The organism is Lachnoanaerobaculum saburreum DSM 3986 (assembly GCF_000185385.1).
In the GTDB taxonomy this organism is placed as follows: domain Bacteria; phylum Bacillota; class Clostridia; order Lachnospirales; family Lachnospiraceae; genus Lachnoanaerobaculum; species Lachnoanaerobaculum saburreum.
This window is the reverse complement of the sequence record NZ_GL622296.1, coordinates 1310414-1335981: the sequence shown is the minus strand read 5'-3', so window position 1 is coordinate 1335981 and position 25568 is coordinate 1310414. Positions and strand designations below refer to the sequence as shown.

Annotated in this window: 21 protein-coding genes and 1 other annotated feature; of the genes, 7 read left to right on the top strand and 14 right to left on the bottom strand. The window is 37.4% G+C overall.

Features of this window, described 5'->3' with window-relative positions:
- Positions 1-117: 117 nt before the first annotated feature.
- On the bottom strand, positions 118-2220 hold the full coding sequence (locus HMPREF0381_RS06280; protein ID WP_008751084.1) for an elongation factor G: 2103 nt from the start codon (positions 2218-2220) through the stop codon (positions 118-120).
- Between the two features lie 304 nt (positions 2221-2524).
- On the opposite strand from HMPREF0381_RS06280, the gene HMPREF0381_RS06275 reads away from it, so the two are divergent.
- Both HMPREF0381_RS06275 and aroA read left to right on the top strand, forming a co-directional pair.
- A complete protein-coding gene (locus HMPREF0381_RS06275; protein ID WP_008751083.1) occupies positions 2525-3616 on the top strand; it encodes a prephenate dehydrogenase in 1092 nt (363 codons plus the stop codon).
- Positions 3617-3626: 10 nt separating this feature from the next.
- Positions 3627-4877, top strand: coding sequence for a 3-phosphoshikimate 1-carboxyvinyltransferase (gene aroA, locus HMPREF0381_RS06270; RefSeq protein ID WP_008751082.1), 1251 nt, complete (start codon positions 3627-3629; stop codon positions 4875-4877).
- Between the two features lie 57 nt (positions 4878-4934).
- Here aroA and HMPREF0381_RS06265 read toward each other — a convergent pair whose 3' ends face one another.
- Positions 4935-5741: a CAP domain-containing protein gene (locus HMPREF0381_RS06265; protein ID WP_008751081.1), complete on the bottom strand. Its 807-nt coding sequence runs from the start codon at positions 5739-5741 to the stop codon at positions 4935-4937.
- Between the two features lie 228 nt (positions 5742-5969).
- Between HMPREF0381_RS06265 and HMPREF0381_RS06260 the strand changes: the two genes are divergently transcribed.
- Positions 5970-6446 carry an RNHCP domain-containing protein gene (locus tag HMPREF0381_RS06260; protein ID WP_040461224.1) on the top strand — a complete coding sequence of 159 codons (477 nt, stop codon included), beginning with the start codon at positions 5970-5972 and terminating at the stop codon, positions 6444-6446.
- 47 nt (positions 6447-6493) lie between these two features.
- Here the strand turns inward: HMPREF0381_RS06260 and thrS are convergent, their stop codons facing one another.
- The 5 genes from thrS to HMPREF0381_RS06235 form a co-directional block, all read right to left on the bottom strand.
- Positions 6494-8449: a threonine--tRNA ligase gene (gene thrS / locus HMPREF0381_RS06255; RefSeq protein WP_008751079.1), complete on the bottom strand. Its 1956-nt coding sequence runs from the start codon at positions 8447-8449 to the stop codon at positions 6494-6496.
- A 43-nt stretch (positions 8450-8492) separates the two neighbouring features.
- Positions 8493-8682, bottom strand: a binding site (T-box leader).
- 37 nt (positions 8683-8719) lie between these two features.
- Positions 8720-9955: an FAD-dependent oxidoreductase gene (locus HMPREF0381_RS06250; RefSeq protein WP_008751078.1), complete on the bottom strand. Its 1236-nt coding sequence runs from the start codon at positions 9953-9955 to the stop codon at positions 8720-8722.
- 94 nt (positions 9956-10049) lie between these two features.
- The gene (locus tag HMPREF0381_RS06245) at positions 10050-10415 is read right to left on the bottom strand and encodes a metal-dependent transcriptional regulator (protein WP_008751077.1); all 366 of its coding nucleotides are present in this window, start codon (positions 10413-10415) and stop codon (positions 10050-10052) included.
- Between the two features lie 138 nt (positions 10416-10553).
- Entirely contained in the window at positions 10554-12590 is a 2037-nt protein-coding gene (locus HMPREF0381_RS06240; protein ID WP_008751076.1) for a heavy metal translocating P-type ATPase, read from the bottom strand.
- A gap of 144 nt (positions 12591-12734) precedes the next feature.
- Positions 12735-12992 (bottom strand): DUF6110 family protein, encoded by a 258-nt coding sequence (locus HMPREF0381_RS06235; protein ID WP_008751075.1) that lies wholly within the window; start codon positions 12990-12992, stop codon positions 12735-12737.
- Between the two features lie 293 nt (positions 12993-13285).
- Between HMPREF0381_RS06235 and HMPREF0381_RS06230 the strand changes: the two genes are divergently transcribed.
- The 4 genes from HMPREF0381_RS06230 (at position 13286) to HMPREF0381_RS06215 (ending at position 16163) form a co-directional block, all read left to right on the top strand.
- Positions 13286-13498, top strand: a complete 213-nt coding sequence (locus tag HMPREF0381_RS06230; protein ID WP_008751074.1) for a FeoA family protein — start codon at positions 13286-13288, stop codon at positions 13496-13498.
- A 103-nt stretch (positions 13499-13601) separates the two neighbouring features.
- Positions 13602-13826, top strand: coding sequence for a FeoA family protein (locus tag HMPREF0381_RS06225; RefSeq protein WP_008751073.1), 225 nt, complete (start codon positions 13602-13604; stop codon positions 13824-13826).
- A 9-nt stretch (positions 13827-13835) separates the two neighbouring features.
- Entirely contained in the window at positions 13836-15995 is a 2160-nt protein-coding gene (gene feoB / locus HMPREF0381_RS06220; protein WP_008751072.1) for a ferrous iron transport protein B, read from the top strand.
- 27 nt (positions 15996-16022) lie between these two features.
- Positions 16023-16163, top strand: a complete 141-nt coding sequence (locus HMPREF0381_RS06215) for a FeoB-associated Cys-rich membrane protein (protein WP_008751071.1) — start codon at positions 16023-16025, stop codon at positions 16161-16163.
- 24 nt (positions 16164-16187) lie between these two features.
- Here HMPREF0381_RS06215 and HMPREF0381_RS06210 read toward each other — a convergent pair whose 3' ends face one another.
- The 7 genes from HMPREF0381_RS06210 to HMPREF0381_RS06180 form a co-directional block, all read right to left on the bottom strand.
- Positions 16188-18797, bottom strand: a complete 2610-nt coding sequence (locus HMPREF0381_RS06210) for a translation factor GTPase family protein (RefSeq protein WP_008751070.1) — start codon at positions 18795-18797, stop codon at positions 16188-16190.
- Positions 18798-18804: 7 nt separating this feature from the next.
- On the bottom strand, positions 18805-19272 hold the full coding sequence (gene ybaK / locus HMPREF0381_RS06205; protein ID WP_008751069.1) for a Cys-tRNA(Pro) deacylase: 468 nt from the start codon (positions 19270-19272) through the stop codon (positions 18805-18807).
- 86 nt (positions 19273-19358) lie between these two features.
- Entirely contained in the window at positions 19359-20723 is a 1365-nt protein-coding gene (gene radA / locus HMPREF0381_RS06200; protein WP_008751068.1) for a DNA repair protein RadA, read from the bottom strand.
- Between the two features lie 53 nt (positions 20724-20776).
- Positions 20777-21187 (bottom strand): hypothetical protein, encoded by a 411-nt coding sequence (locus tag HMPREF0381_RS06195; RefSeq protein WP_008751067.1) that lies wholly within the window; start codon positions 21185-21187, stop codon positions 20777-20779.
- 139 nt (positions 21188-21326) lie between these two features.
- Positions 21327-23015: a leucine-rich repeat domain-containing protein gene (locus HMPREF0381_RS06190; protein ID WP_008751066.1), complete on the bottom strand. Its 1689-nt coding sequence runs from the start codon at positions 23013-23015 to the stop codon at positions 21327-21329.
- Positions 23016-23054: 39 nt separating this feature from the next.
- Positions 23055-24842, bottom strand: a complete 1788-nt coding sequence (locus tag HMPREF0381_RS06185; protein ID WP_008751065.1) for a leucine-rich repeat domain-containing protein — start codon at positions 24840-24842, stop codon at positions 23055-23057.
- Positions 24843-24862: 20 nt separating this feature from the next.
- Complete coding sequence (locus HMPREF0381_RS06180; protein WP_008751064.1) at positions 24863-25474, bottom strand: hypothetical protein; 612 nt, start codon at positions 25472-25474, stop codon at positions 24863-24865.
- Positions 25475-25568 lie beyond the last annotated feature (94 nt).

The following is a 25568-nucleotide window of genomic DNA, read 5'->3' as shown; positions in this document are numbered from 1 at the left end:
TTTTGTATAAACTTTATTTTGTTGAAAGTAATATATCGCTATATTTAAAAAAAATCAAGTGTTTTATTTAATCCGTAACATTATAGTAAGAATTCTTACATTAATGCTTCATATTCTTTACTCCGCATCACCGTCAAGTTTACCGGCTCTGGCTTCCACTTCTTTCTTTTGTATATCACCCGGTGTCTGCTCATATCTGGCAAACTCATAACTGAATACTCCCATACCTCCTGTCATAGAACGAAGATCCGTATTGTATCCATATAACTCAAGCATAGGCACATCCGCCTTTATAATCTGCTTGCCATGGTTAATAGACTCCATACCCAGCACTCTGCCGCGTCTCTTATTCAGATCACCCATAACATCACCTGTAAACTTATCAGGTACCACTACACTTAATGTATATATCGGCTCCAACAATACGGGAGCGGCCTTCATAAATCCGTCCTTAAATGCTATAGTTGCCGCCATCTTAAATGCCATCTCGGATGAGTCTACCGGATGATATGAACCGTCTAAAAGTACCGCCTTAACACCTACTACAGGATATGCCGCCAAAGGTCCCTTAACACAGCACTCTGCAATACCCTTTTCAACTGCCGGGAAGTAGTTCTTCGGTACCGAACCTCCAAATACGGTCTCTTCAAATATATACGGCTTTTCAAGATCTCCTGAAGGCTCAAAACTCATCTTTACATCTCCGAATTGCCCATGTCCGCCTGACTGTTTCTTATATCTGCCTGCTGCCTCCACCTTTTGTCTGATAGTCTCTTTAAAAGCTATCTTAGGTCTTGAAAGCTCTATCTTTACCTTATATCTATCTAAAAGTTTGCTTACTATAATTTCAAGTTGCTGATCACCTATTCCATATATAAGAGTCTGTCTGTTTGCAGTATCATTGACCTGCTTTAGAGTTAAATCCTCTTCCATAAGCTTTGACAGACCTGAAGAAAGCTTATCCTCTTCACCCTTATTAGCTATTTTATATCTCATACATGTATATGGTGATGAAATCTTCGGACCATGATACAGTATAGGGGCGCTCTTTAATGCAATGGTATCTCCTGTAGTTGTAACACTAAGTTTTGCCATAGCACCGATATCACCTGCTATAAGCTCAGGTACCTCTATAGCGCTCTTACCCCTAAGCACATATATCTTGCCCGACTTTTCTTCCGTTTCTTTGCCTACATTGTAGATAACACTGTCCGGCTTAAGTGTGCCTGTGCATACCTTAACCAGTGAATATTTTCCGATAAACGGGTCAACTATTGTCTTAAATACTCTTGCAGACAGTGATACATCTTTATTATACTTTGCTGTGAAATGTTCGCCGTTGCTTACATCCACACCTACACATTCCTTAAAATCCGGTGACGGGAAATACTTTTCAATAGCCATCATAAGTGCCTTAAATCCTTGTGCATCGATTCCTGAACCCATCATAACAGGCACTATATCTCCGTTGCAAATATTGTCCTTGAGTGCTCCCGAAATCTCTTCATCACTGAAGCCTTCACCTGAAAGATATCTTTCCATATACTCTTCACTGGTCTCGGCAACAGCCTCCATAAGTGCCTCTCTTGCAATCTTAAGGTTTGCCTCTACATAATCAGGTATCTCACACTCAACATAATCTGACAGATGTGTAAATCTTCTGCCTTTCATCTTTACAACATTTACAAATCCTACGAACTTCTCATTCTCTCTGATTGGAAGGTGGAAAGGTGCCACTTTTCTTCCAAAACGTGTCTCAAGCTTTAAAAGCAGTTCACGATAGCTTGCTTTGTCATCATCCATATTTGTTACAAAGAATATTCTGGGTAATCCGTATTCCTCACAAAGCTCCCATGCCTTTATGGTGCCTACCTCGATTCCTGCTTTACAGTTGACTACAATAACGGCGGCATCTGCAGCTGATACAGCTTCTTCAACCTCACCTACAAAGTCAAAATATCCCGGAGTATCCAAAAGATTTATCTTTATACTTCCGGAATCACCCTCATATTCAACCGGAACCAAAGAAGTACTTATGGAAAAACCTCTTTTTATTTCTTCTTTGTCATAATCGCTTATGGTATTTCCACTTGAAATACTTCCCATCTTGGAAATATTTCCCGCTACAAAGCTCATAGCCTCTGCCACTGTAGTCTTACCCGAGCCTCCATGACCAAGTAATGCAACATTACGAATTTGTTTAGTTTCATAAACCTTCATAAGAGAATCCCTCCTTTTTAGTCAATAGACTTTCTGATAAAGATATTTTACTAAACATATATTAAAATTTCAAGTTTTATATTCAATTTATACAATGTATTTTGCAATTTTTTTGTAGTTAATTTGTAATAAATTTTTATAATATTTTTGTATAAATAGACTGTTTTAGTCAAGATAAATAGTTAATAATATTTAATATTTTTTATACTTTAAATCGTTAAAGTAAAATTGTTTGACTATTACATTCAAATGTAATAGACTTCATATGTCGGACTTAAGATACAATATATATGAACGGAGGATTATGAAGTACAATAATATAGCCTTTATAGGATTCGGACTTATAGGCGGCTCTATAGCAAAAGCGATAAAAAAATACGGTTTGGCATCAAAGATCTGCGCCTATTCAAAGAACAGCGCTGAACTTTTAAAAGGAAAAAGTGACGGAGTTATTGATATTATTTTAAATAATATAGATGCTTCACTTTCAGAATGTGACATTATCTTCTTATGTACTCCTGTGGATTTTAATGAATACTATCTTGAAAAGATAAAACCCTATGTGAAAAAAGAAAGTATTGTCACTGATGTCGGTTCCACCAAATCATCCATTCACAGACTGGCAAAAAGACTTGATATGGAAGATGTTTTTATAGGAGGTCACCCTATGGCAGGTTCGGAAAAAACAGGCTATGCGGCATCCGATGCACTGCTTTTAGAAAATGCCTACTATATGATTACACCTTCATCAAAGACTTCCAAAGAAAAACTTGATATACTTACAGATATTATCACAAAGATAAAGGCAATTCCATTTGTGATAGACTGTCAAAAGCATGACAGTGTAGTAGCTGCTGTCAGCCATCTGCCACATATACTTGCAGCGACTTTGGTAAATCTTATAAAGGACAATGATTACAGTGATGAGGTAATGAAAAGAGTTGCAGCGGGAGGATTTAAGGATATCACAAGGATTGCATCCGCCTCTCCTATCATGTGGGAGCAGATATGTATGTTAAATTCACAGCCTATAAATATGATGCTTAGAAAATATATCGATATGTTGGAGGATGTCTACTCACATCTGGCCGACAAATCGGGGCTGTATATTAACAATATGTTTGAAAAATCCGGTGAGTACAGAAACTCCTTTGATTCAAACAGCCGTGGTGTCATTATTTCAAAGCATGATATAAGTGTACATATACAGGATAAGCCGGGTGCAATATCCGTTATTTCCGCAATACTGGCTGCAAACTCCATAAGTATCAAAAATATAGGCATCAATCACAATAGAGAAAAGGGCGAAGGTGCTTTAAATATCTCATTCTATGATGCGGACTCCTGTGAAATGGCAGGTAAATTGTTAAAAGAATATAATTATATAGTACTATAAAGGAGGCAATATGATAAAAGGCAGATTAAGGGTTCCCGGAGATAAATCAATATCACATAGAGCTGTAATGTTCGGTTCTATAGCTAAAGGAACTACCTATATAAAAGGATTTTTGACAGGTGCCGACTGTATATCCACTGTTTCAATATTCAAAAAGATGGGAATTAATATAGAACTTAATGATACATCAGTCAAGGTATATGGAAACGGACTTTATGGTCTGAAAAAACCGAAAGAGATACTTGACTGCGGTAACAGCGGCACCACTACAAGACTTGTAAGCGGTATACTCTCGGCACAGGAATTTACATCAGTGCTTACAGGTGATAATTCCATACAAAAAAGGCCTATGAGCCGAATAATCACACCACTTTCTATGATGGGAGCAAATATAACAAGTAATAACGGATTTGCACCGCTTACAATAACAGGCAGTAAGCTTCATGGAATAGAGTATAAATCTCCTGTTGCCAGTGCACAGGTAAAATCCGCAATACTTCTTGCAGGTCTATATGCACAAAGCCCTACTACTGTGACGGAACCGGCAAAGTCAAGAGACCACACTGAACTGATGTTAAAAAAATTCGGTGCAAGCCTTACTTCCTCTAAAAACAGTGTTACTGTAAATCCATGTAATGAGCTTTTTGCAAGTGATATAGCTGTGCCGTCCGATATCTCTTCTGCGGCATTCTTTATGGCAGCCGCAATACTGGTTCCCGGTTCCGAACTGGTGCTTGAAAATGTAGGTATCAATCCCACCAGAGACGGTATTATAAGAATACTAAAAAAAATGGGTGCAAATATTGAAATAATAAATCATACAGATGCTTTTGAACCTGTAGCTGGTATTTCGGTATCATATTCCAAGCTTCATTCAACCACTGTTGAAGGAGATATAATACCCACACTTATAGATGAACTTCCTATACTTGCGGCCATTGCCTGTCTGGCTGAGGGTACTACTGTTATAAAAGATGCCGGGGAACTGAAGGTAAAAGAATCAAACAGAATCCATGTCATGTGTAATGAACTTTCTAAACTTGGTGTGGATGTGGTAGAGACTGAAGACGGCATGGAAATTACCGGCACAAACAAGCTTTGTGGGAATGTTACCATAGCTACACATGATGACCATAGAATTGCCATGACTTTTGCCGTTTTAAATCTGGTATCGGACGGAGAAATAAGACTTGATAATAAAAATTGTGTAGAAATATCATATCCTGAATTTTTCAATGATTTGAATAAAGTAAATGTATAAAAAATGCCGTCAACAATAGGATTTACAATATCCTATTGTTGACGGCAATAATTCCATTTATTTTTGATGTCCGAAAATCATTACCACATAGTAGTTACCGTTGCTGTAATAATAGCCGACTCCCGCATATATTGTAGAAGCCGGAAGATTCTCAATATAGCCCTCACTCTGTAACATCAATTCATTGTGTTTTTGTGAATTCTTAAATGAGTTTATCTTCATATCTGTAGATGCGGAGTTATCCATTGTGATTATCTCAGATAAACCTTCATAACGGTCTGTAATATTATTTACAGTAAAAAACTTCTGTCCGTCAGGTCTGGTATGTGAGAATGATGTTGCGGTTTCTTTTGCTCTTTGCTGTGCCGCAATCATAAGTTCATTACTTACCGCCATCTGTGGAAGCCCCTTAGACTTTCTGTATTCATTAAGTTTCAGGAAGAGATCCGCTCTCTCTCCTGAGTTCTCACCGCTTATTCCCTGTGCTACACTAAGTCCGGCTTCTCCCGACTTAGTCATTACAACTCCGTTTTGTGTCCATGCACCGTCAGCATTCAGATCATATCCGTCAGGAGATTTTGTATTCTTAAGCATTGCACTGTATGGAAAGCTTTTATTTCTTCCGTCATTAAAGAAATATGATTTACCGTCTATCCATTGCCATCCTGTAAGTGTATAACCGCTTGAATTGAAATAATACCAATTTCCGTCAATATTTCTCCACTGTGATACCGGATATTTATAATCATCTGTCAGATACCACCAGCCATTTGAATCATGCTCCCAGCTTGCAGCATATGCAGCTGCCGACATTCCCATACTCATACTGAGTGCGGCAGCCAAAACAACTATTCCTCTTTTCATCTTTCCTCCTAAATAATTTTAATACAATATTTCAGTCATAAAATATATTTTACAGATATTAATTTCTTAGGTATAATACGACCGGTACCGGATTGCCCGGCACTTTAATATATTACATATTATGGCTTTATACAATCCGATTATATCAGATATATAACACATTTCATAGTGGATATTTATATATATCTTAGGATTTTAATTGTAAGATATATACAAAGGAAAGGAAATATGAGTCAAGAAAAATTTGATTTGGAGACTGCACTTAAAAACCTCAATACCGATGCCGCTCCTCAAAAAAGAAATGGAACTGTAAAAAAGAAGAATGCCGTTAAACTGAAAACAGACTACAGATATGAGGCCTGTAATGACTCTTTCCCATGTGCAAGCTGTGGAAAGATGATCATGCCTGAAGGTGCAGGTACACATCATAGAAATCACTGTCCCTACTGTCTGTCTTCCGTTCATGTGGATGTGGAACCCGGAGACAGAAAGAGTGATTGTAAAGGTATTATGGAGCCTATTTCTATCTGGGTTAAGGACAAGGGGGAATGGGCTATTGTTCACAGATGTAAAAAATGCGGAAAGCTTGGCACAAACAGGATTGCAGCAGATGACAATCCCCTGCTTTTAATGTCAATAGCGGTAAAACCGCTGGCATCACCACCATTTCCTCTGCATTTATTGGAGGATGTTATAAAAAAATAATCAAATATGGCAAAGACCTAAAGCGGACTTTGCCATATCTTTTATACTTATTCAGTTACTTCTTCTTTTCTGATTTCCTTTGTTCTTATCTCCTTACAGATCATATCTACAAAGTCTGAGAGTTTCTTACTTCCCTCATCACCTGCAAATCTGCTTCTTACAGATACACTTCCCTCAGCCTCTTCCTTCTCACCTACTACAAGCATATATGGAAGTCTTGAAAGTCTTGCATCTCTTATCTTAAAACCGATTTTCTCTGTTCTTGTATCAACTGTAGCATCCACACCGTTTTTCTTAAGTTCTTTCAAAACAGAATTTGCATAGTCTGCATACTTATCAGATATAGGCAGGATTCTTACCTGTTCAGGACATAACCATGTCGGGAACTTACCTGCGTACTTCTCAATAAGCCATGCAAGTGTTCTCTCATAGCACCCAAGTGATGTTCTATGTACAATATACGGTCTTACCTTTGCACCGTTTTGGTCAATATAGTAGAGGTCAAAGTTTTCTGCAATTGCGGCATCAAGCTGAATTGTAATCATTGTGTCCTCTTTACCATATACATTCTTTGCCTGAATATCAATCTTCGGACCGTAGAATGCAGCCTCACCGTCAGCCTCTGTAAACGGAAGTCCTTTTTCAACAAGAATATTTCTAAGTGCAGCCTGTGTACCTTCCCAGTAAGCCTCATCTCCCAGATATTTTTCCTTATTGTTCTTATCCCATTTTGAAAGTCTGAATGTCACATCATCTCTAAGTCCAAGTGTCTCAAGTACATATATCGCAAGGTTCAGGCAGTTTTGCAGTTCTTCCTCGGCCTGATCAGGTCTGATTACATTGTGACCCTCTGAAATAGTGAACTGTCTTACTCTTGTAAGCCCATGCATCTCACCTGAATCTTCATTTCTAAAGAGTGTGGATGTTTCACCCATACGGTAGGGAAGATCTCTGTATGACTTTTGTGTATTCTTGTATACATAGTACTGAAACGGACAAGTCATAGGTCTAAGTGCCAGTATTTCACCGTCATGTTGCGGGTCTCCTAAGATAAACATACCGTCCTGATAGTGATCCCAGTGACCTGAAATCTTATATAAATCCGACTTTGCCATAAGAGGTGTCTTTGTTCTTACATAGCCCCACTCATTGTCCTCCAGATCCTCAATCCATCTTTGAAGTTTTTGAATCATCTTTGTACCCTTAGGTAACATAAGCGGCAGTCCCTGTCCGACTACATCTACTGTAGTAAAGAGTTCCATCTCTCTGCCAAGCTTATTGTGATCTCTAAGTTTGATATCCTCAAGGTGCTTTAAATATGCTTCAAGTTCTTCTTTTGTATTATAAGCTGTACCGTAGATTCTTTGAAGTCTTGCCTTATTTGAATCACCTCTCCAATATGCCATTGATGATGAAACAAGCTTAAACGCCTTTATATCCTTTGTCCTTTGAAGATGAGGTCCCGCACAAAGATCTGTAAAATCCCCCTGCTTATAGAAAGATATTTTCTCGTCTTGCGGTAAATCTCTTATAAGTTCTACCTTGTACGGCTCATTTTTTTCTTCCATAAACTTGATTGCTTCTTCTCTCGGAAGCTCAAATCTCTCTATAGCCTCACCTTCTTTTATAATCTTTTTCATCTCGGCCTCAAGCTTGTCAAGATCATCTCTTGAAAACGGCTCATGCTCAAAATCATAATAAAAGCCCTCTGCAATACTTGGTCCGATAGCAAGTTTTGCCTGTGGAAAAATTCTCTTTACAGCCTGTGCAAGCACATGTGAAGCAGTATGTCTTATAACCGAGAGTCCTTTTTCATCCTTTAATGCGATAAGATTTAATTCACAGTCACTTTCTATTTCATCTCTTAAATCACAAATTACACCGTTTACTTCGCCTGCTACTACACTCCTTGCAAGCCCCTCACTGATATCCCTTGCTATATCAATAATACTTCTCTTACTCTCATACTCTTTTACCGAGCCGTCCTTTAATGTTATCTTCATATTTCCTCCATTCAAACTATAAAAAATCGCCCTTAAACTCTCGTTTAAGGGCGATTTACGCGGTTCCACCTTAATTCGGATATATAATATCCCTCATTTGATTATAACGGAATCACCGTGCTTTATTAAAGCCACTCCGAGACGGTCTTCACATACAAATCCATAAGTTGCTCTCAGCCTCCAACTCTCTCTGTAAATTCAATATATGCTACTCTTCTCTTCCTCGTTTATGCCAAATATAATATTACTTGATTTTACCTTTGTCAAGCATTATTCAATCTTTTTCGCTTCTAAATCCTCTAAATATCTAAGCATTCCCTCTACAGCTATCTTAGCCTGACCTACCGCATCTACTACAGTTTTTGAACCGAGTACCACATCACCTGCCGCAAATACACCTTCAACAGTTGTCATACAGTTTTCATCAACTACCAAAAGACCCTTATCAGATGCTTTAAGTCCGGGAGTTGTAAGTACAAGCTTATTCTTCGGCCCGTTACTTACAGAAATAATTGTAGAATCGGCATCTACATAGTCAAGATCCTTTTCATATCCGACTACATTGTTTTCTTCATCAAATATGGCAGTCTTAAATACAGGTCCGTCATAAGTGATAGACTCTATAGCTTTTCCGAAGATAAACTCCGCACCCTCATACTTTGCAGACTCGATTTCAACCGAGTTTGCTGCAACTCTTTTGCTTCTGGCATAAAGCCTGACAGATCTTGAACCTCTTCTTAGAGCCGTTCTGGCAACATCCATTGCCGCATTTCCCATTCCGATGATTGCAACACTCTCACCAAGCTTATGTCCGTCAGGATTTGCAAGATAGTCAACACTGAAATGAACATTCGGCAAACTCTCACCTGCAATACCCAGAGTCTTTGCTCTCCATACACCTGTACCGACAAATACAGCCTTATATCCGTCTCTAAAGAGATCCTTTATCTCTAAGGCACCGCCTACAGCGGTATTATTTCTTATCTTGATGCCTATCTCTTCCATTTTGTCATAGTATCTCTTCATCAGTGACTTTGGAAGTCTAAAATCAGGAATACCGTACTGAAGTACTCCACCGATGCTGTTTTTCTCATCAAAAATAGTTACATCATAGCCTTCCTTTATCATCTTGATGGCTACAGTCATTCCTGCGGGACCTCCGCCTATTACGGCAACCATAATATTTTTTCTCGGTTTTTTTACAAACTCCATTCTGTCAAGATAGAAATCTGATATAAACCTTTCTATATCACAAAATCTGACCGGATTGTTCTTTCTGTTCATTATACAGTTCCCAAGACATTGAGCTTCATGGTCACAAACTATTGAGCATACAAGCGATAACGGATTATTCTCAAAAAGAATCTCACCGGCTTCCATTATCTTTCCTTCCTTAAAAAGTGATATTACCTGCGGTATTGATGTTGTCACAGGACAATGCATACTACAGAGCGGCTTCTTACACTGCAAACATTTATTTGCTTCATTTACTATATGTAATCCCATTTTTTACCTCTTACTTCTATATACTTCATAAAGATGGGTTAAGTTTACAGTGTTAAATCGGATTTTTCAATAAAGTATCTGATAAAATACAAACTTATTCTTCATCAAAATATTTTTTAAAACATCTGAAAGTCTCTTCGCTGATATAATGCTCTATTCTACAGGCATCTTCTATAGCGGTATCCTTACTTACCCCAATCTTTTGTAAAATTCTGCCCAGTACATTATGCCTTTCCAGTGTAGACCTCGCAATCTCCATTCCCTTGTCGGTAAGTGTGATATGTCCCTCATTATTTACCTCGACATATCCGTTCTCCCTGAATTTTTTCATCTGTTCACTTATAGTAGGCTTAGAGTAACCCATCTCTCTGGCAATGTCCACCGCTCTTACAACACCGGTTCTGTTTTTTAATCTGAGAATAGTCTCCAAATACATCTCAGCAGCCTCTTGTATAACCATATATCCTCCTTATTTATAATACACAATACTGTTTAAACAACATTATACCTAAAACCGGTATAAAAATCAATTGTTTACAATTGTTCGTATATTTTACAAAAACGGACATCCTAAGATGTCCGAATACAAATGCATTTTCTAGTTTTCAGGCAACAGATTTGTCATGCTTGAAAGTGCTATACCCACTGTAGATGCATTATGAAGAAGTGATGATGTTCCGGGTGCCAGTATACCGAGTATACCAAGACCTATCAAAGAACCGTTAAATCCCATAATGAATCTGAAGTTGGACTCAACACGCTTTGTAAGCTTGTTTGAAAGCTCCTTTAATTTTACAAGTTCATTCAGATCATCTGCAGAAATACATACATCCGCAATTTCTCTGGCAATGGCTGCACCTTCACTGATAGCGATACCGCAGTCGGCGGCTGACAGAGCCGGTGAATCATTGATACCGTCACCTATCATTATTACGGTTCTACCCTTTGCCTTCTCTTTTTCAACATAACTTGCCTTATCCTCAGGCAATACTTCCGCATAGTACTTATCTACACCCACTTCTTTTGCAATCGCCTCGGCGGTATATTGATTGTCACCTGTCATCATAACAGTCTTTTTAATACCAAGTGCTTTTAACTTCTTTAATACATCCTTAGCTTCTTTTCTAAGCGGATCTGCAATCTCAATAATAGCCGCAAGCCTTCCCGCAATAGCCATAAACAGATGTGAATATCTGTGGTCAAGGTTCTCAAGCTTTCTTTTTGCATCTTTACTGAGCTGTGCCTTTTCATCTTCAATTACAAAATGATAACTTCCTATTACAACCTTATCACCTTCAATTGTACTTGCAATACCATGTGCAACAACATACTGAATTTCAGAGTGCATCTCTTTGTGGCGTATTTTTCTCTCCTTGGCCTCTTTTACTACAGCATTTGCAATAGAGTGCGGGTAATGCTCTTCAAGACAGGCGGCAATCTTTAACAACTGATTTTCATCATCTCCGTCAATTGCAATGATTTTTTGTACCTTCGGACAAGCATAGGTAAGTGTACCGGTCTTATCAAATACAACGGTATCCGCTTTGGCTATCGCCTCCATAAACTTACCGCCCTTTACGGTTATCCTGTCATTTCCCGCCTCTCTCATCGCTGAAAGTACTGCAAGAGGCATAGACAACTTAAGCGCACATGAAAAGTCAACCATAAGCACTGACAACGCTCTTGTTATATTCCTTGTAAATAAATATGTAAGTCCTGTTGTAAGAAGTGAATACGGTACAAGTCTGTCGGCAAGTCTGTTTGCCATATTTTCAGTATTGGATTTAAGCTTCTCACTGTCCTCAATCATAGATACAATCTTGTCATATCTGCTCTGACCGTTTGTAACGGTTGCTCTAAGCAGACATTCACCCTCTTCCACTACAGTTCCCGCATATACTCTTGAACCTGCTCTTTTTTCTACCGGAACGGACTCACCTGTAAGTGATGCCTGATTTAACATTGCTTCACCGCTTACCATATCGCCGTCAAGCGGTACTACATTACCTGTATGTACTCTGATAAGATCACCTGTCTTTACATGTGAAATAGGTACAGATACCTCTTCATTGTCTGTAACAAGCCATACCTTATCCACATTAAGTGACATACTTCTTGCAAGATCGTCTACAGACTTTTTATGTGTCCAATCCTCCAACTCATTACCTATATCAAGTAAAAGCATCAAAGAACCTGCTGTTGAATAGTTGCCCTGTACGATAGATATTGCTACCGAAAGAGCGTCAAGCAGATCAACCTCAAGCCTCATCTTAACAAGGCATTTAATTCCCTTCCATACAAGCGGAGCCGCCTTAATAACAGTATAAATACTGTTAAGGATATTTGGAAAGAACATCTTTCTCACACCGAAGGATAAAAGCATTCCGACCATTTTCTCTTGAAATTCTCTTGTAATCTGTCTGCCTGAAGTATTCGGCATATTTTCAAGAAGTGCGATATCATTATAGTTAAACTTCTTTAATCTCTTTATAACAGATTCTCTTTTATTATCCTTATAATAAATAGCGACATCACAAGTTCTTTCATATACAATGACTTTTCTTACAAAGTCAAAACCCTCTAAATAATATTGAAGCATATCGGCTTCTTTTATAGTCATTCTCTTTTGAGCCATGCGTACACGCATTCGCTTACTTGACTCATGTAAAATCTTACAATTCACTTTAACCCTCTAATCTATTATACTATTATAATTTAAGGAAGAGTCAGACTCTTCCTTATTATCAAAACTATATTTTCTTAAAAGTTACTGCTATTCTTACTCTTCTATCTTAGCCTCTTCTTCTTTTGCCGCACGCTCTTCATTGATATCCTTAGCCTCGGCTAAAATATCGCTGGCGTTCTCCTGAACACATGAAACTGTATCCATCACACATTCCTTCATACGAAGTACGGCTGCTGTACCCTGTGCATAAGCCTTCTTGGCATCCTTGCTTGAAAGCAATTTAATTCCTGCTGTTCCAAAAAGTGTACCTGCTGCAAATAAACCTATCTTCTTCCAATCAATTAAAAACATATTATACCTCCTAGTTAGCGTTCATTAATATTAACAATTTTATTTTGTAAAATTTACTACGCAGATAATATATCATAAAGTAGTATTCTTGTAAATAGGGAATAGACGCAAAATTTGTCTTTTACCTGCTAATATTGTATTTTTTTAAGTACTTTTTAGTTAGTTTTTGCTAATAGTCAATAAACTTAGTAATTAATCTCTAACTTTTTCTTAAAAATCTCTTGCAATTAATGTTAGCGTATGCTAACCTATAGAATGTATTTTGACATAAAGAAAAGGAGGGGTTGGGTTATATGATGCCTTTACTTATGGCTAACTTAGGCGAAGAATACATAATAAAGCAGATCAACGGACGTGAGAAGGATAAAACCTTTTTGGCGACTCTCGGATTTGTTATTGACGGTAAGATTTCTGTTGTAAATGCCATGTCGGGAAACTTGATAGTAAACGTTAAGGATTCCAGAGTGGCAATCAGTAAAGAACTTGCATCAAAGATTATGGTCTAGTTAGTGTTTACCATGTGAATATTTTTATTTACATAGCAATGGATTTTTTCCATTGTTCACTTTTGAGGTTGCTTTATATTACAGATTACGGAAAGGAGAATGAATGGATACTTTGAAAGATGTAAAAATCGGTGACACCGTCACAGTTGCCAGAGTTCATGGCGAAGGCCCTGTAAAGAGAAGAATCATGGACATGGGTGTTACAAAGGGCACAAGCATACATGTACGCAAGGTAGCACCTCTTGGTGATCCTATTGAGGTTACTGTTAGAGGTTATGAGCTTTCTATTAGGAAAGCCGATGCGGAAAATATTGAAATCACCAGATAAGGAGCTAATATGGCAATCAGAATTGCACTTACCGGAAATCCGAATACCGGTAAAACTACATTATTTAATGCCCTGACAGGTTCCAATCAGACTGTCGGTAACTGGCCGGGCGTTACAGTTGAAAAAAAGGAAGGTAAGTTAAAGGGACATTCAGATGTTATTATTACCGACCTTCCGGGTATTTATTCTCTTTCTCCATATACATTGGAAGAAGTTGTAGCCAGAAATTATATTCTCAATGAAAAGCCTGATGCCGTGCTGAATATAATTGACGGTACAAACCTTGAGAGAAACTTATATCTTACTTCACAGGTTACCGAGCTTGGTGTTCCTGTGGTTATAGCGGTAAACATGCTTGATGTACTTGAAAAGAGCGGAAACAAGCTTGACCTTGATAAAATGAGTGAAAGTCTCGGATGTCCTGTTGTAGAGATTTCCGCACTTAAGGGTACAGGAATTATGGAAGCTGCCGAAAAGGCTATTTCACTTGCAAAGAGTCATACTCTTCCAAAGGAGCGACATGTCTTTGATAAAAACGTTGAAGTAGCTGTAAAGGATATTATTGCACTTTTACCAAGCAGTGTACCTGATCTTCAAAAGAGATGGTACGGTGTTAAGCTTTTCCAAAGAGATGCAAAGGCTATTGAACAACTTAATATATCAGATGACACACTTAATAAGATTGAAAAGATAATTACAACTTGTGAAGATGCTATGGATGATGAAGCCGAGAGTATTATCACATCCGAGAGATACAACTATATCTCAAATGTAATTGCAAGCTTCTACAAGGTTAAGAACAAAGATTATGTGAGTGTTTCAGACAGGATTGATAAGATCGTTACAAACAGAATCTTAGGTCTTCCGATATTTGCAGCCATCATGTTCTTGGTTTACTATATCTCTATTACCACTATCGGTACAGGAATGACCGACTGGGTAAATGATGAATTGATCGCAAACATTATACAGCCGGGCATTCAAGGCTTTTTAGAGTCTGTGGGTGCCGCCGAGTGGCTTGTAGGACTTATTGTAAACGGTATTGTAGCCGGTGTAGGTGCCGTTCTCGGTTTCCTTCCTCAGATGCTTACACTGTTCTTCTTCCTTGCTATATTGGAAGGTTGCGGATATATGGCAAGAATCGCCTTCGTTATGGACAGAGTATTCAGAAGATTCGGTCTTTCAGGTAAGAGCTTTATCCCGATTCTTATCGGTACAGGTTGCGGTGTTCCTGGAATTATGGCTTCAAGAACTATTGAAAGTGAACATGACAGAAGAATGACGGTTATTACAACCACATTTATTCCATGTTCTGCAAAGCTTCCTGTTATAGCACTTATATCAGGTGCATTGTTTGATAACTCCCCGTGGGTTGCTTCATCAGCTTACTTTGTAGGTATTGCCGCTATTGTCGTCTCCGGTATCATGCTTAAGAAGACCAAGATGTTTTCAGGTGATCCTTCACCTTTTGTTATAGAGCTTCCTGCATACCATATCCCTACAGCAGGTTCCGTAATCAGATCAATGGCTGAGAGAGGAACAAGCTTTGTTAAAAAAGCAGGTACAGTCATCACTCTTGCCACTATACTTGTTTGGTTTTTAAGCTACTTCGGCTTTGTAAACGGTGCTTTCACATATCTTACAGAAGAACAGATGGATGTATCGTTACTTGCACATTTCGGTAATACTTTTGCCTGGATTTTTGCTCCTCTCGGTTGGGGTACATGGAAGCCGGCAGTTGCAGCTATCACAGGACTTATGGCAAAAGAGAATGTCGTAGGTACATTCGGTATTCTATACCATGTTTCAAATTTTGATAAAGATACAGGTGAGGGTATCTGGCAACTTCTTAGAGCTGACTACACTCCTCTAACGGCTTACTCATATCTCATATTCAACCTTTTATGTGCTCCTTGTATTGCAGCGATGAGTGCTATCAGAAGAGAGATGAGCAGTGTAAAATGGTTCTGGACTGCTGTAGGATATCAATGTGGGTTTGCATATATAGTCGGAATGATTATATATCAGATAGGATCACTTATAATTACAGGTAAGTTCGGTATCGGTACAATATTCGGATTTATCGGTATTATTGCTATTATTTACGGTCTTGTACGTAAGCCTTATGAAGAGAGACATCCTGAACAAAAGGCAGGTGCAAGAGCATAGTTGTTTTACTAAAGAAAGGAGAACATTATGGCAGCAACAGTTATTATTTCAGCTGTATTGGTCGGTGTGGTAGGTCTTATTGTAAGAACTATATACAATGATAAGAAAAACGGAAAGTCATCCTGTGGAGGTGGCTGTGGCGGTTGTTCAGGCAGCTGTCATCACTAAAAAAATTAAGAGTCGCAGCAAAAGCTACGGCTCTTTTTTATTTCCAAGTCTTATATCTTCTATCTGCTGTTTTAACTCACCTTCCAGTGAATCAAAAAGCCTGTTGCTTACACTTTGTTTTTCTATATGTTCTTTTCTGAAGTTTTCTTTTGTCTCTTCAAGGTCACATAAGAACTCTCTTGCCGATATAAGTATGGCCCCCTTGCCCCTTATTATAATCTGTTCAATACCGTCAGATGTTGCTACAGTTACATCATATTTTTTTATCATCTCATGTGTGGTCTTTTCAATATACTGGTCCGCAGTTTCGGCAGTCTTTGTATAGACTACATATACTCCTGAAAAATTCAGCACCTCTGTAGGATGATTTTTGAGTCTATAGGCATCAAAAACAAGTATTATCTCATAATCCTTATATGCCTTATAGTCAATCAAAAGCTCTAAGAGTCTGTCTCTTGCCGCGTCAATATTTGCATCCGCCAGTTCACTAAGTGACTTTGATGCAAATATAATATTGTATCCGTCTACAAGCAGATAGTGTTTTTTCTTCTCTCTTTCCTTATATATATATTCTCTTTCAGTTGTCTTCTTAACAGGGGCATCCCGGTCTCCTATTCTCGGAGTCACCTTGCCGTATGTTCTCTCAAAGATTGCCATCAGCTCTTCACTGTCAGCCCTAGCGGCATCATAGGTGGAGCGAACAGTTTCTATTCTTTCTTCTTCTTTTACAAGCTCAAATCTTTTAAGCGGCAGATGCATATAGTTAAAGACTTCACTCCAAGGTACTATAAAACCCTCACCATGTGAAGCAAATACAGAATCCGGTGTATTCTTAACATCAAACTCAGGATAATAATTATACTCTGCAATAACCTCATCTGCATTGTGACATGGCAAAAAACCTCTAAGGCTGAATGCAATCCGACCAAGCCCCTTAGTATAGGATAAAAGTACACTTCCGTAGTTTTGGATATTAACAGTGGGCGCAAATCCGGTTACACTTAGTACATTTGTTCCTTCATAACTTATCTTTTCGGCATTCATATTGTTCAGGTCGTTTAAAAGTCTGCCAAGATTCTCTATAGGGATATTTATTTCAAAGTCATAGTATGGTTCCAGCAATATGGATTTTGCATACATAAGTCCATGCCTGATTGCTCTATGTACCGCTTCAAGAAAATCTCCGCCCTCAGTATGCTTCTCATGTGCTTTCCCCGCAACCAAAGTAAGCACCACATCTGTAAGCTCACTGCCTGTAAGCACACCCTTAAACTTGGAGTTTTCTACAATATTTCTTATCTGACTTTGATAGTTCTTTGGCAGTTCATCATCAGATACATCATTTTTATATACTATACCGCTGCCACTCTCGCCTTGAGAGATTAGTATATGTACCTCGGCATAATGCTTCATAGGTTCAAAATGCCCTACTCCTTCAACGCTTCCCACTATGCTCTCCTTGTAGATAATACCTCCGTCTACAAGTTCACAACCTATATGAAGCCTCTCATTTACAAGGTTCTTTATAAGATCTATCTGAACTTCTCCCATCAGATTTACCTTAATCCTTGAAAGTGCCTCATCATACTCCATTCTTATCTCAGGTACTTCATCAAATATCTGTGCAAGCTTCGGATAGATTTGATTTATACCGACAGTATCCGGAAATATCATATTGTAGCTTAGTACAGGCAAAAGTTTTGATACAGGTTTTTTTATATTGCCGAAGGTATCACCAGCATGTGATTTTGTAAGTCCTGTCACAGCCACAATATCTCCCGGATTTGCTACATCAATTGCAGCATATTTTTCGCCGTCATACACTCTTATCTGATTTATCTTTTCATCATTTAGAATGTCCTTTACATGAAGGCTTCCACCCGTCAACTTTATAAACGAAAGCCTGTTTCCGGTCTCATCATATTTTATCTTATATATTATTCCGGCAAGCTCATCCGGATAAGTCTTTTCCTGTATATACTCTTTTATAAAGTCAAGTATACCCTCTATATTTATAAGCTTAAGAGCTGAACCGAAAATAACCGGAAATACCTTTGTCGACTGTATACATTCTGTTATATCTTCCTTTGTTATTTTCTCACCTTTAATAAACTTTTCTATCAAACTTTCATCACATGCTGCCACTTCTTCCTCAAGCATCTTTTTATCTGCCGAAAAGTCCACTACATTGTTTGAGAGTGACTTTTTCAAGCCTTCCATTACCTTATCTTTATCAAACTTATCACTGTCTGTCTTATTTACAAAGATAAGTACAGGTATATTTGCCTCCTTCAACAGTTTAAAAAGTGTATGTGAATGTGACTGCACCCCTTCACTTCCGCTTATAACAAGAATTGCCATATCAAGTACGGATATACATCTTTCCATCTCCGCACCAAAATCAATATGTCCCGGAGTATCTATAATGTTTATATCCATATCTCCTATCTTCGTTCTTGCAATCTTTGAAAAAATGGTTATACCTCTTTTTCTCTCATATTCATCCGTATCAAGAAAACTGTCACCAAAATCCACTCTGCCTACTTTGCGCAACTTCCCGGTTTTATAGAGTATAGCTTCTGTCAATGTAGTCTTTCCGGCATCTACATGTGCCAATACACCGATATTTATCATATTTCACCTATGTAAGCGGTGCAAAACTTACCGGAACGAATTTATCCAAATCTCTTGGAGACATCTCCACCTGATAACCTATCTTTCCGCCGCTGAATATTATGTTCTCATAGTCACCTGCCGTCTCATCCAGTACGGTTGTAAACCTTTTTTTCATTCCTATAGGTGAACAGCCCCCATGCACATAGCCTGTAAGCGGCAATAAGTCCTTAGCCTTGAGCATCTCAACAGACTTCTCACCTACAGCCTTGGCGGCCTCTTTCAGATTAAGTTCCTTTGCAACCGGTATTACAAAGACATAGTTTACCTTTGACTTACCCACAGTCACCAAGGTCTTAAATACTCTGTTTTCATCCTGCCCCAATAACTTAGCCACTTCAACTCCATTGGTGGACGGAGTATCTACATATGAATAGTGATTATATTTTATCTTCTTTTGATCTAAAAGTCGCATTACATTGGTTTTCTCTTCCATATTTCTCTCTTTTCTATATCAATAAATATTTTGCATGACACTGAATATATTATAATCAGGCTTGCATTATCTTTATAAATCTTCTGTCAGCTAAGTAATGACACAGCCTCATTGATGTTTTTTACACCTATAAGCTTAATATTTCCTTTAAATGATATCTTTTCAAGGCTCACTTTCGGCAGTATACACACCTCAAATCCAAGCTTCATCGCTTCCCTTATCCTGATTTCAGGCATACTTACAGCTCTGACCTCGCCTGAAAGACCCACCTCCCCGAATATTACGGTTTTCTCATCTATTGCCCTGTTTTTCATACTTGAAATAAGCGACATTATGATTGAGAGGTCAAGCGCAGGCTCGTTTATTCTAAGTCCTCCAGCAATATTTATATAGGCATCATATCTGCTCATAGCAAGTGCACATCTTTTTTCTATTACAGCCATCAAAAGATTTATCCTGTTTACATCAGTTCCTGTAGATGTCCTTCTTGGAAGTCCGAATGCTGTAGGTACCACCAAAGCCTGTACTTCCACCAAAATAGGTCTGCTTCCTTCCATCAAACAGGCTACAGCCGCTCCGGTAGCATTATCAGGTCTGCCTGAAAGCATAAACTCTGACGGATTTTTCACCTCTATAAGACCTGCCTGTTGCATTTCAAACACACCTATCTCATTTGTAGAGCCGAATCTGTTCTTGACTGCACGAAGTATTCTGTATGAGGCAAATCTATCGCCTTCAAAGTATAACACAGTATCTACCATATGCTCCAAAACTCTGGGACCTGCCACCTGCCCCTCCTTGGTAACATGACCTACAATAAATATTGCAATATTATTTTCCTTACCCACCTGCATCAAAAGATTGGTGGACTCTCTTACCTGACTTACACTTCCGGGTGCTGATGCCACCTCTTCATTAAACATTGTCTGTATAGAGTCGATTACCACCACATCAGGCTTCTCACTAAATACTGTTTCTTTTATAATATTCAGATTTGTCTCACAAAGAAAGCTTAAGTTTTCAGTAATATCTCCAATCCTTTTCGCTCTCATCTTTATCTGCTTTAAACTTTCCTCTCCTGAGATATATAAAACCTTCTTTTTACTGTCCGAGATATTTTTACAGACCTGTAAAAGCAGTGTAGACTTTCCTATTCCCGGGTCTCCTCCTACCAAAACCAGTGAGCCTCTTACCACTCCGCCTCCAAGTACTCTGTCAAGTTCTTCAAATCCTGTGTGGAATCTGTCTTCCTCCTCCAACTGTATTTCAGAGAGTCTTGAGGGCTTTTTATAGGCATTGCCGGACAAACCTTTGGCAACAGTCTTTGTCTTTACTACAGGCTCTTCTACAAGACTGTTCCATGCCTTACATATAGGGCATTGACCAAGCCACTTCGGCGACTCATATCCGCATTCTTTACAAAAGAATGCGCTTTTACTTGCTTTTGCCATAAAAACCTTTCTATTTAAAAAGGGGCATCTTCTAAACCGGATGCCCCCTGTAACTATCTTTTTTTGATTAAAACCTTTGTGCCTTTTTCACTCAGTTCTACACTAAATATAAGTTTACCTGACAGATTTGTCTTCATGCCTCCTATACTTACATCATCAACATAAACCTCATATTCCGTATCCTCTTCCAACCCTATGGTAATCTGAGTATCTCCAAAGCCGTATAATTCAAATGTGGTCAAATTTGGGGTAGTCTCGAATCCCATTACTGTACTTCCCGGAACCGACTCATATACAAATGCTGAATTCTTTTCAAGCTTTGTGATCTCTTTAAAAGTCTTCACCTTGTATACATCTCCATCATGTCCAAAATCCTCTACCTTTGATTTTGTACCAAGAATATAATTGCCAAAACTAAGTTTACCATCTGCCTCTTTGCAAATCAAACTCTCTACTACCGGCATATCAACCTCCTACCAAGCTATGTTGTTTTTGTATGAATAGTATACAACATTTAAAAACTCCAAACAAGTATATTATTAAGAATTAATAAGGTGTATATGAGTTATTATATTAAGTTTAATATTCATTTATCTCGGTATTTTAATAAAATACAATATCGGGTTTTTTTTGAGTCTTATTTAATTTATCCCCCGGATGATATTCACTGTCTATAATATATGTGTCCCCAAAATAATACTCACCTTTCAGTTTTTTCGGTACTCTGACTTCTTCAAGCATATCATATTCACTGATAGCATAAGGATCTACATATTCTACATTTTCAGGCATTGTTATAGTTTTAAAAGCACAATTTATAAAGACATGATCTTGTACTCTCTTTAAGTTCTCCGGTAATTCTATTTCTTCCAAAGATATACATTGTCCGAATGTCACCGGCTTTAGTTCACTCAACCTACTGCCTTCCTGAAAAAATACCTCTTTTAAGGCGAAACAATTATAAAATACATCCCCTCCCATTATCTCAACGCTGTTAGGTATATATACCCCTTCTATAAACTCCCTGTCTTCAAAAGCCCCTGCCGCTATCAGTCTTGTTCCGTCTCTAATTTTTATTCTTTTAGCACCTTTACCTGTGTATCCAAGAAGTATATCACCAACATATTTACAGCCATACTCATCAGACTCCATGTCCAGCAGATAGTCAGTATTACTAAAACACCAATGCCCAATATTTTCTATATTCTTCGGCAAATTTATTTCAGATAAATGTATACATTCCATAAACGCATAATCACCTATATCCACTACAGTATCAGGTAAACTCACCTTTTTTAATCCCGAATACATAAATGCGGATTCTCCTATGCTCTTTACTCCCTCAGGTATACTTATTTCTTCCAAAGATTTACAAGATCTAAAGCTGTTATTTCCTATTCTCTCCAAGCTGTCAGGAAATTCGACCTGCTTTAAATTTTCATAATCATCAAATACATCATCTGCAATTACTTTGGTGGTATCTTTAATCTTAATATACTCTTTTTCTTCCTTACTGTATATCAATACCTTTCCCATGTATGCACAACCGTATTCATCAATATCTGTTTTTTTAAGAATATCCGTTCCCGAGAAAGCATCTTCCCCCACAGCTTTTATCCCTTCCGGTATATCTATATCTGATAAGCTGCTGCAATTATTAAAGGCAAGTTCATCTATTTTTTCAAGGCTCTCCGGCAATTTTATTGTTTTAAGTTTCTCACAACCCTCAAAAGCACTTTTATTTATTTCAATTATATTTCCTAAAAAGGAAACCTCCTCTAAAGAGTTGCAATCTAAAAATACTTCAGGATAAACAGCATTCACAGTCTTGGGAATTTCTATACTCTTTAATGAACTGCAATTATTAAATGCCCCTGTATGTATTATTTCCAAATTATCAGGTAATTTCATATACTCTATTTTTACACAATTATCAAAAGCATGAATATCTATTTTTTTAACAGTTTCCGGTATAACAATACTTTCCAGATTAATGCAATTATAAAATGCTCTTTCGCCTATGATTGTGACTCCTTCCGGTATAATAATACTTTTCAGATTAATACAATCATAAAATGCTCTATCACCTATAGCTGTGACTCCCTCCGGTATTTCCACTTTTGTAATACTTTTTCTTTTTTCCAAAAGACCGTCTTTTATCCCCAGAAAAACCTTATCTTCTATAAGCTGCTTACATTTTAAATTACTCAGAAAGAAACATAAAAATATGATAATTACTATACCTGTTATAGTAATTGCATATATTTTAGCATTTTTATTTTTTTGATTCACAGCAATCCTCCCCTCCGATTCGTCTTTATCTAAAAAATCCTAATAATATATAACTTCAGGGTATACCTTCTCAAAATTAAGCCTTTTTTCGATTATTCTAAAATCATTTTTTATACTTGAAGGTGCTTCTATTCGCTTTAGATTATTACATATAAAAAGGGATGAACTGTCTATATACTTTATACTTTCAGGAAATCTTATTTCTTCCAGGCTTTTACAATATGAAAAAGCCATATAATTTATCTCTTCCAATTTTGACGGTAAGCTTATCTCTCTTAAATTAGAGCAACCTGAAAATGCTTCCATATTTAATTCTTTAATATCGCATCCTTCTCTAAATACAATCTTTTCCAAAGAGCTACAGTCTTTAAAGGCTTGAGCACCCAGATATTTCGTACTTTCAGGAATCTCTATTTCTTTAAGACTTGTACATTCTTTAAAAGCTCCGATATAAATTATCTTAATATTGCTTTCTTCTTCAAATATACATTCCTTTAAATTTTTACATCCGCTAAAAGCTTCCATGCCTATCATTTCCACGCTTTTGGGGATATCTATCTTTTCCAATCTGTCGGAATTTAAAAACGCCTCACCACTTATGCTTTTTGTTCCTTCCCTGACTTTAACATGGCTTTCTCCCTGCACATAATCAAAGAGTATATTTTGAAAATACTTACAGCCATATTCATCTTTTTCCAAATGATCAAGCCAATATGTATTTTCAAATGCTCCTGCATCTATTATATCCGGAGTCTTTTCCATATCCACATTCGATAAATTTCTGCAATTGGCAAATGCCTCGCTTCCTATACTCTTTACCTTTACAGGTATAATCAGGCTTTCTATATCACATTCAAAAAATGCATTGCTTTCAATATATTCTAAATTCTTAGGCAGATTTATATTTTTAAGACTTTTACAGTTTACAAAAGCTCCGTTTCCTATAATGATAATACTTTCAGGCAATTCAACCGTATGTAAATCAGGCAAATCGGCACAGGCTTTACTTGCAATCACTCTTGTGCCCTCTCTTACCCTTATCTCACTGCCTTTATTCTCATATTTTATCAGAGCATCACCTATATATATGCCATCCTCATCTTCCCACAGACCTCTCTCATAATACTTTGTACCTTCAAATGCACCTTCTCTGATATATTTTATACCCTTGGACATTTCTATATTTGAAAGGTCCTTACAATCTTTAAAAGCAAAGTCATTTATATCCTCCACAGAATCCGGAATTTTTATGCTCTGCATTTTCCCACAGCCTAAAAAAGCCTCACTGCCTATCTTTTTTAGACCCTCATTCAGTTCTACTGACTCCAAATTTTTACAGTTTAAAAAGGTTGATCCACCAATCTCCTCCACTCCGGCAGGGATATTTATTTTTTCCAAAGCCGTACAATCACTAAATGCTCCCCTTCCCAGTTTTTCCAAACTATCCGATAATTCTACATTTTTTAGTTGTGAACAACCGTAAAATGCTGATGATTCAATATCTTTCACATTTCCGGGTATTTTAATACACTCAAGTTTTCTACAGCCCATAAATGCAAGTTCTCCAATGCTTTCAAGTGTATCAGGCAATTCTACGGCTTCCAGATTTTCACATCCTACAAGGGAATACGCAGATATTGATTTAACCCCGGCAGGTACAATCAGCTCCTTCATGCTGAACTTGCTCTCAAATATTCCTTCCTCAACACCATAGAATATATTATCCTCTATAATCAGTTTTCTTTTTGCATGAGTAATTACATACTGTGCAATAAACACAATCAATAATATTAAAATAATCAGCCTAATTTTTCTTCCTTTGCTCATACACAAATTTCCCCTTTATTTTACTTCACCACCTTAACAGCTACATATAAATAATCTCTGTTAGTAAACAAATCCCATATACTTATGGCCCTATCCTCAAATAGAGTTTTTTCTGTCCCGTCTTCTCTTTCATATATTATTTTTCCCTTAAACTCAGAATCGTCATAATCCATGTATTTAAGAACATACAGATAATATTTACCGTCCTCTGTTGTTTTATACATATATTTTATAAGTTCATCCAAATTATTTACCTCTTTAAACTCCTCCAGTCCTTCGGCTTCAGATATGGTTTGCGGTGATGTAAGCTTACCGTTTTTATCTCTTTTACACACTCTCAGATGCTTCATATTATCATTAAAAAAATCTATAAACTTCTGTGTATTTTCATCTTCTACAATCTTATATCTATATAGAATCCTACTTTGCCCGTAAATGTAATCTGAAATATCCCGTTCAACCGCATATGACTTATCATTACCCTTGTATACATCATGAACCTTTCCTCTCTTGTCGATGCACTCAAGATCCGCTCTTAGTAAATCTGCAAGCATTGCAATAACTCCTGCCTCAACACTATATTTCTCCGCTCTATTTATCCTTCTGTCATTTAGATATCCTGCAATATCCATTGTTGAGAAAAGCAATGTCAGTACAAAAGATATTATTATAATAATTTTAAGCTTCTTTTTTCTGTTAACCTTATCTCACTGTCCATATCATACC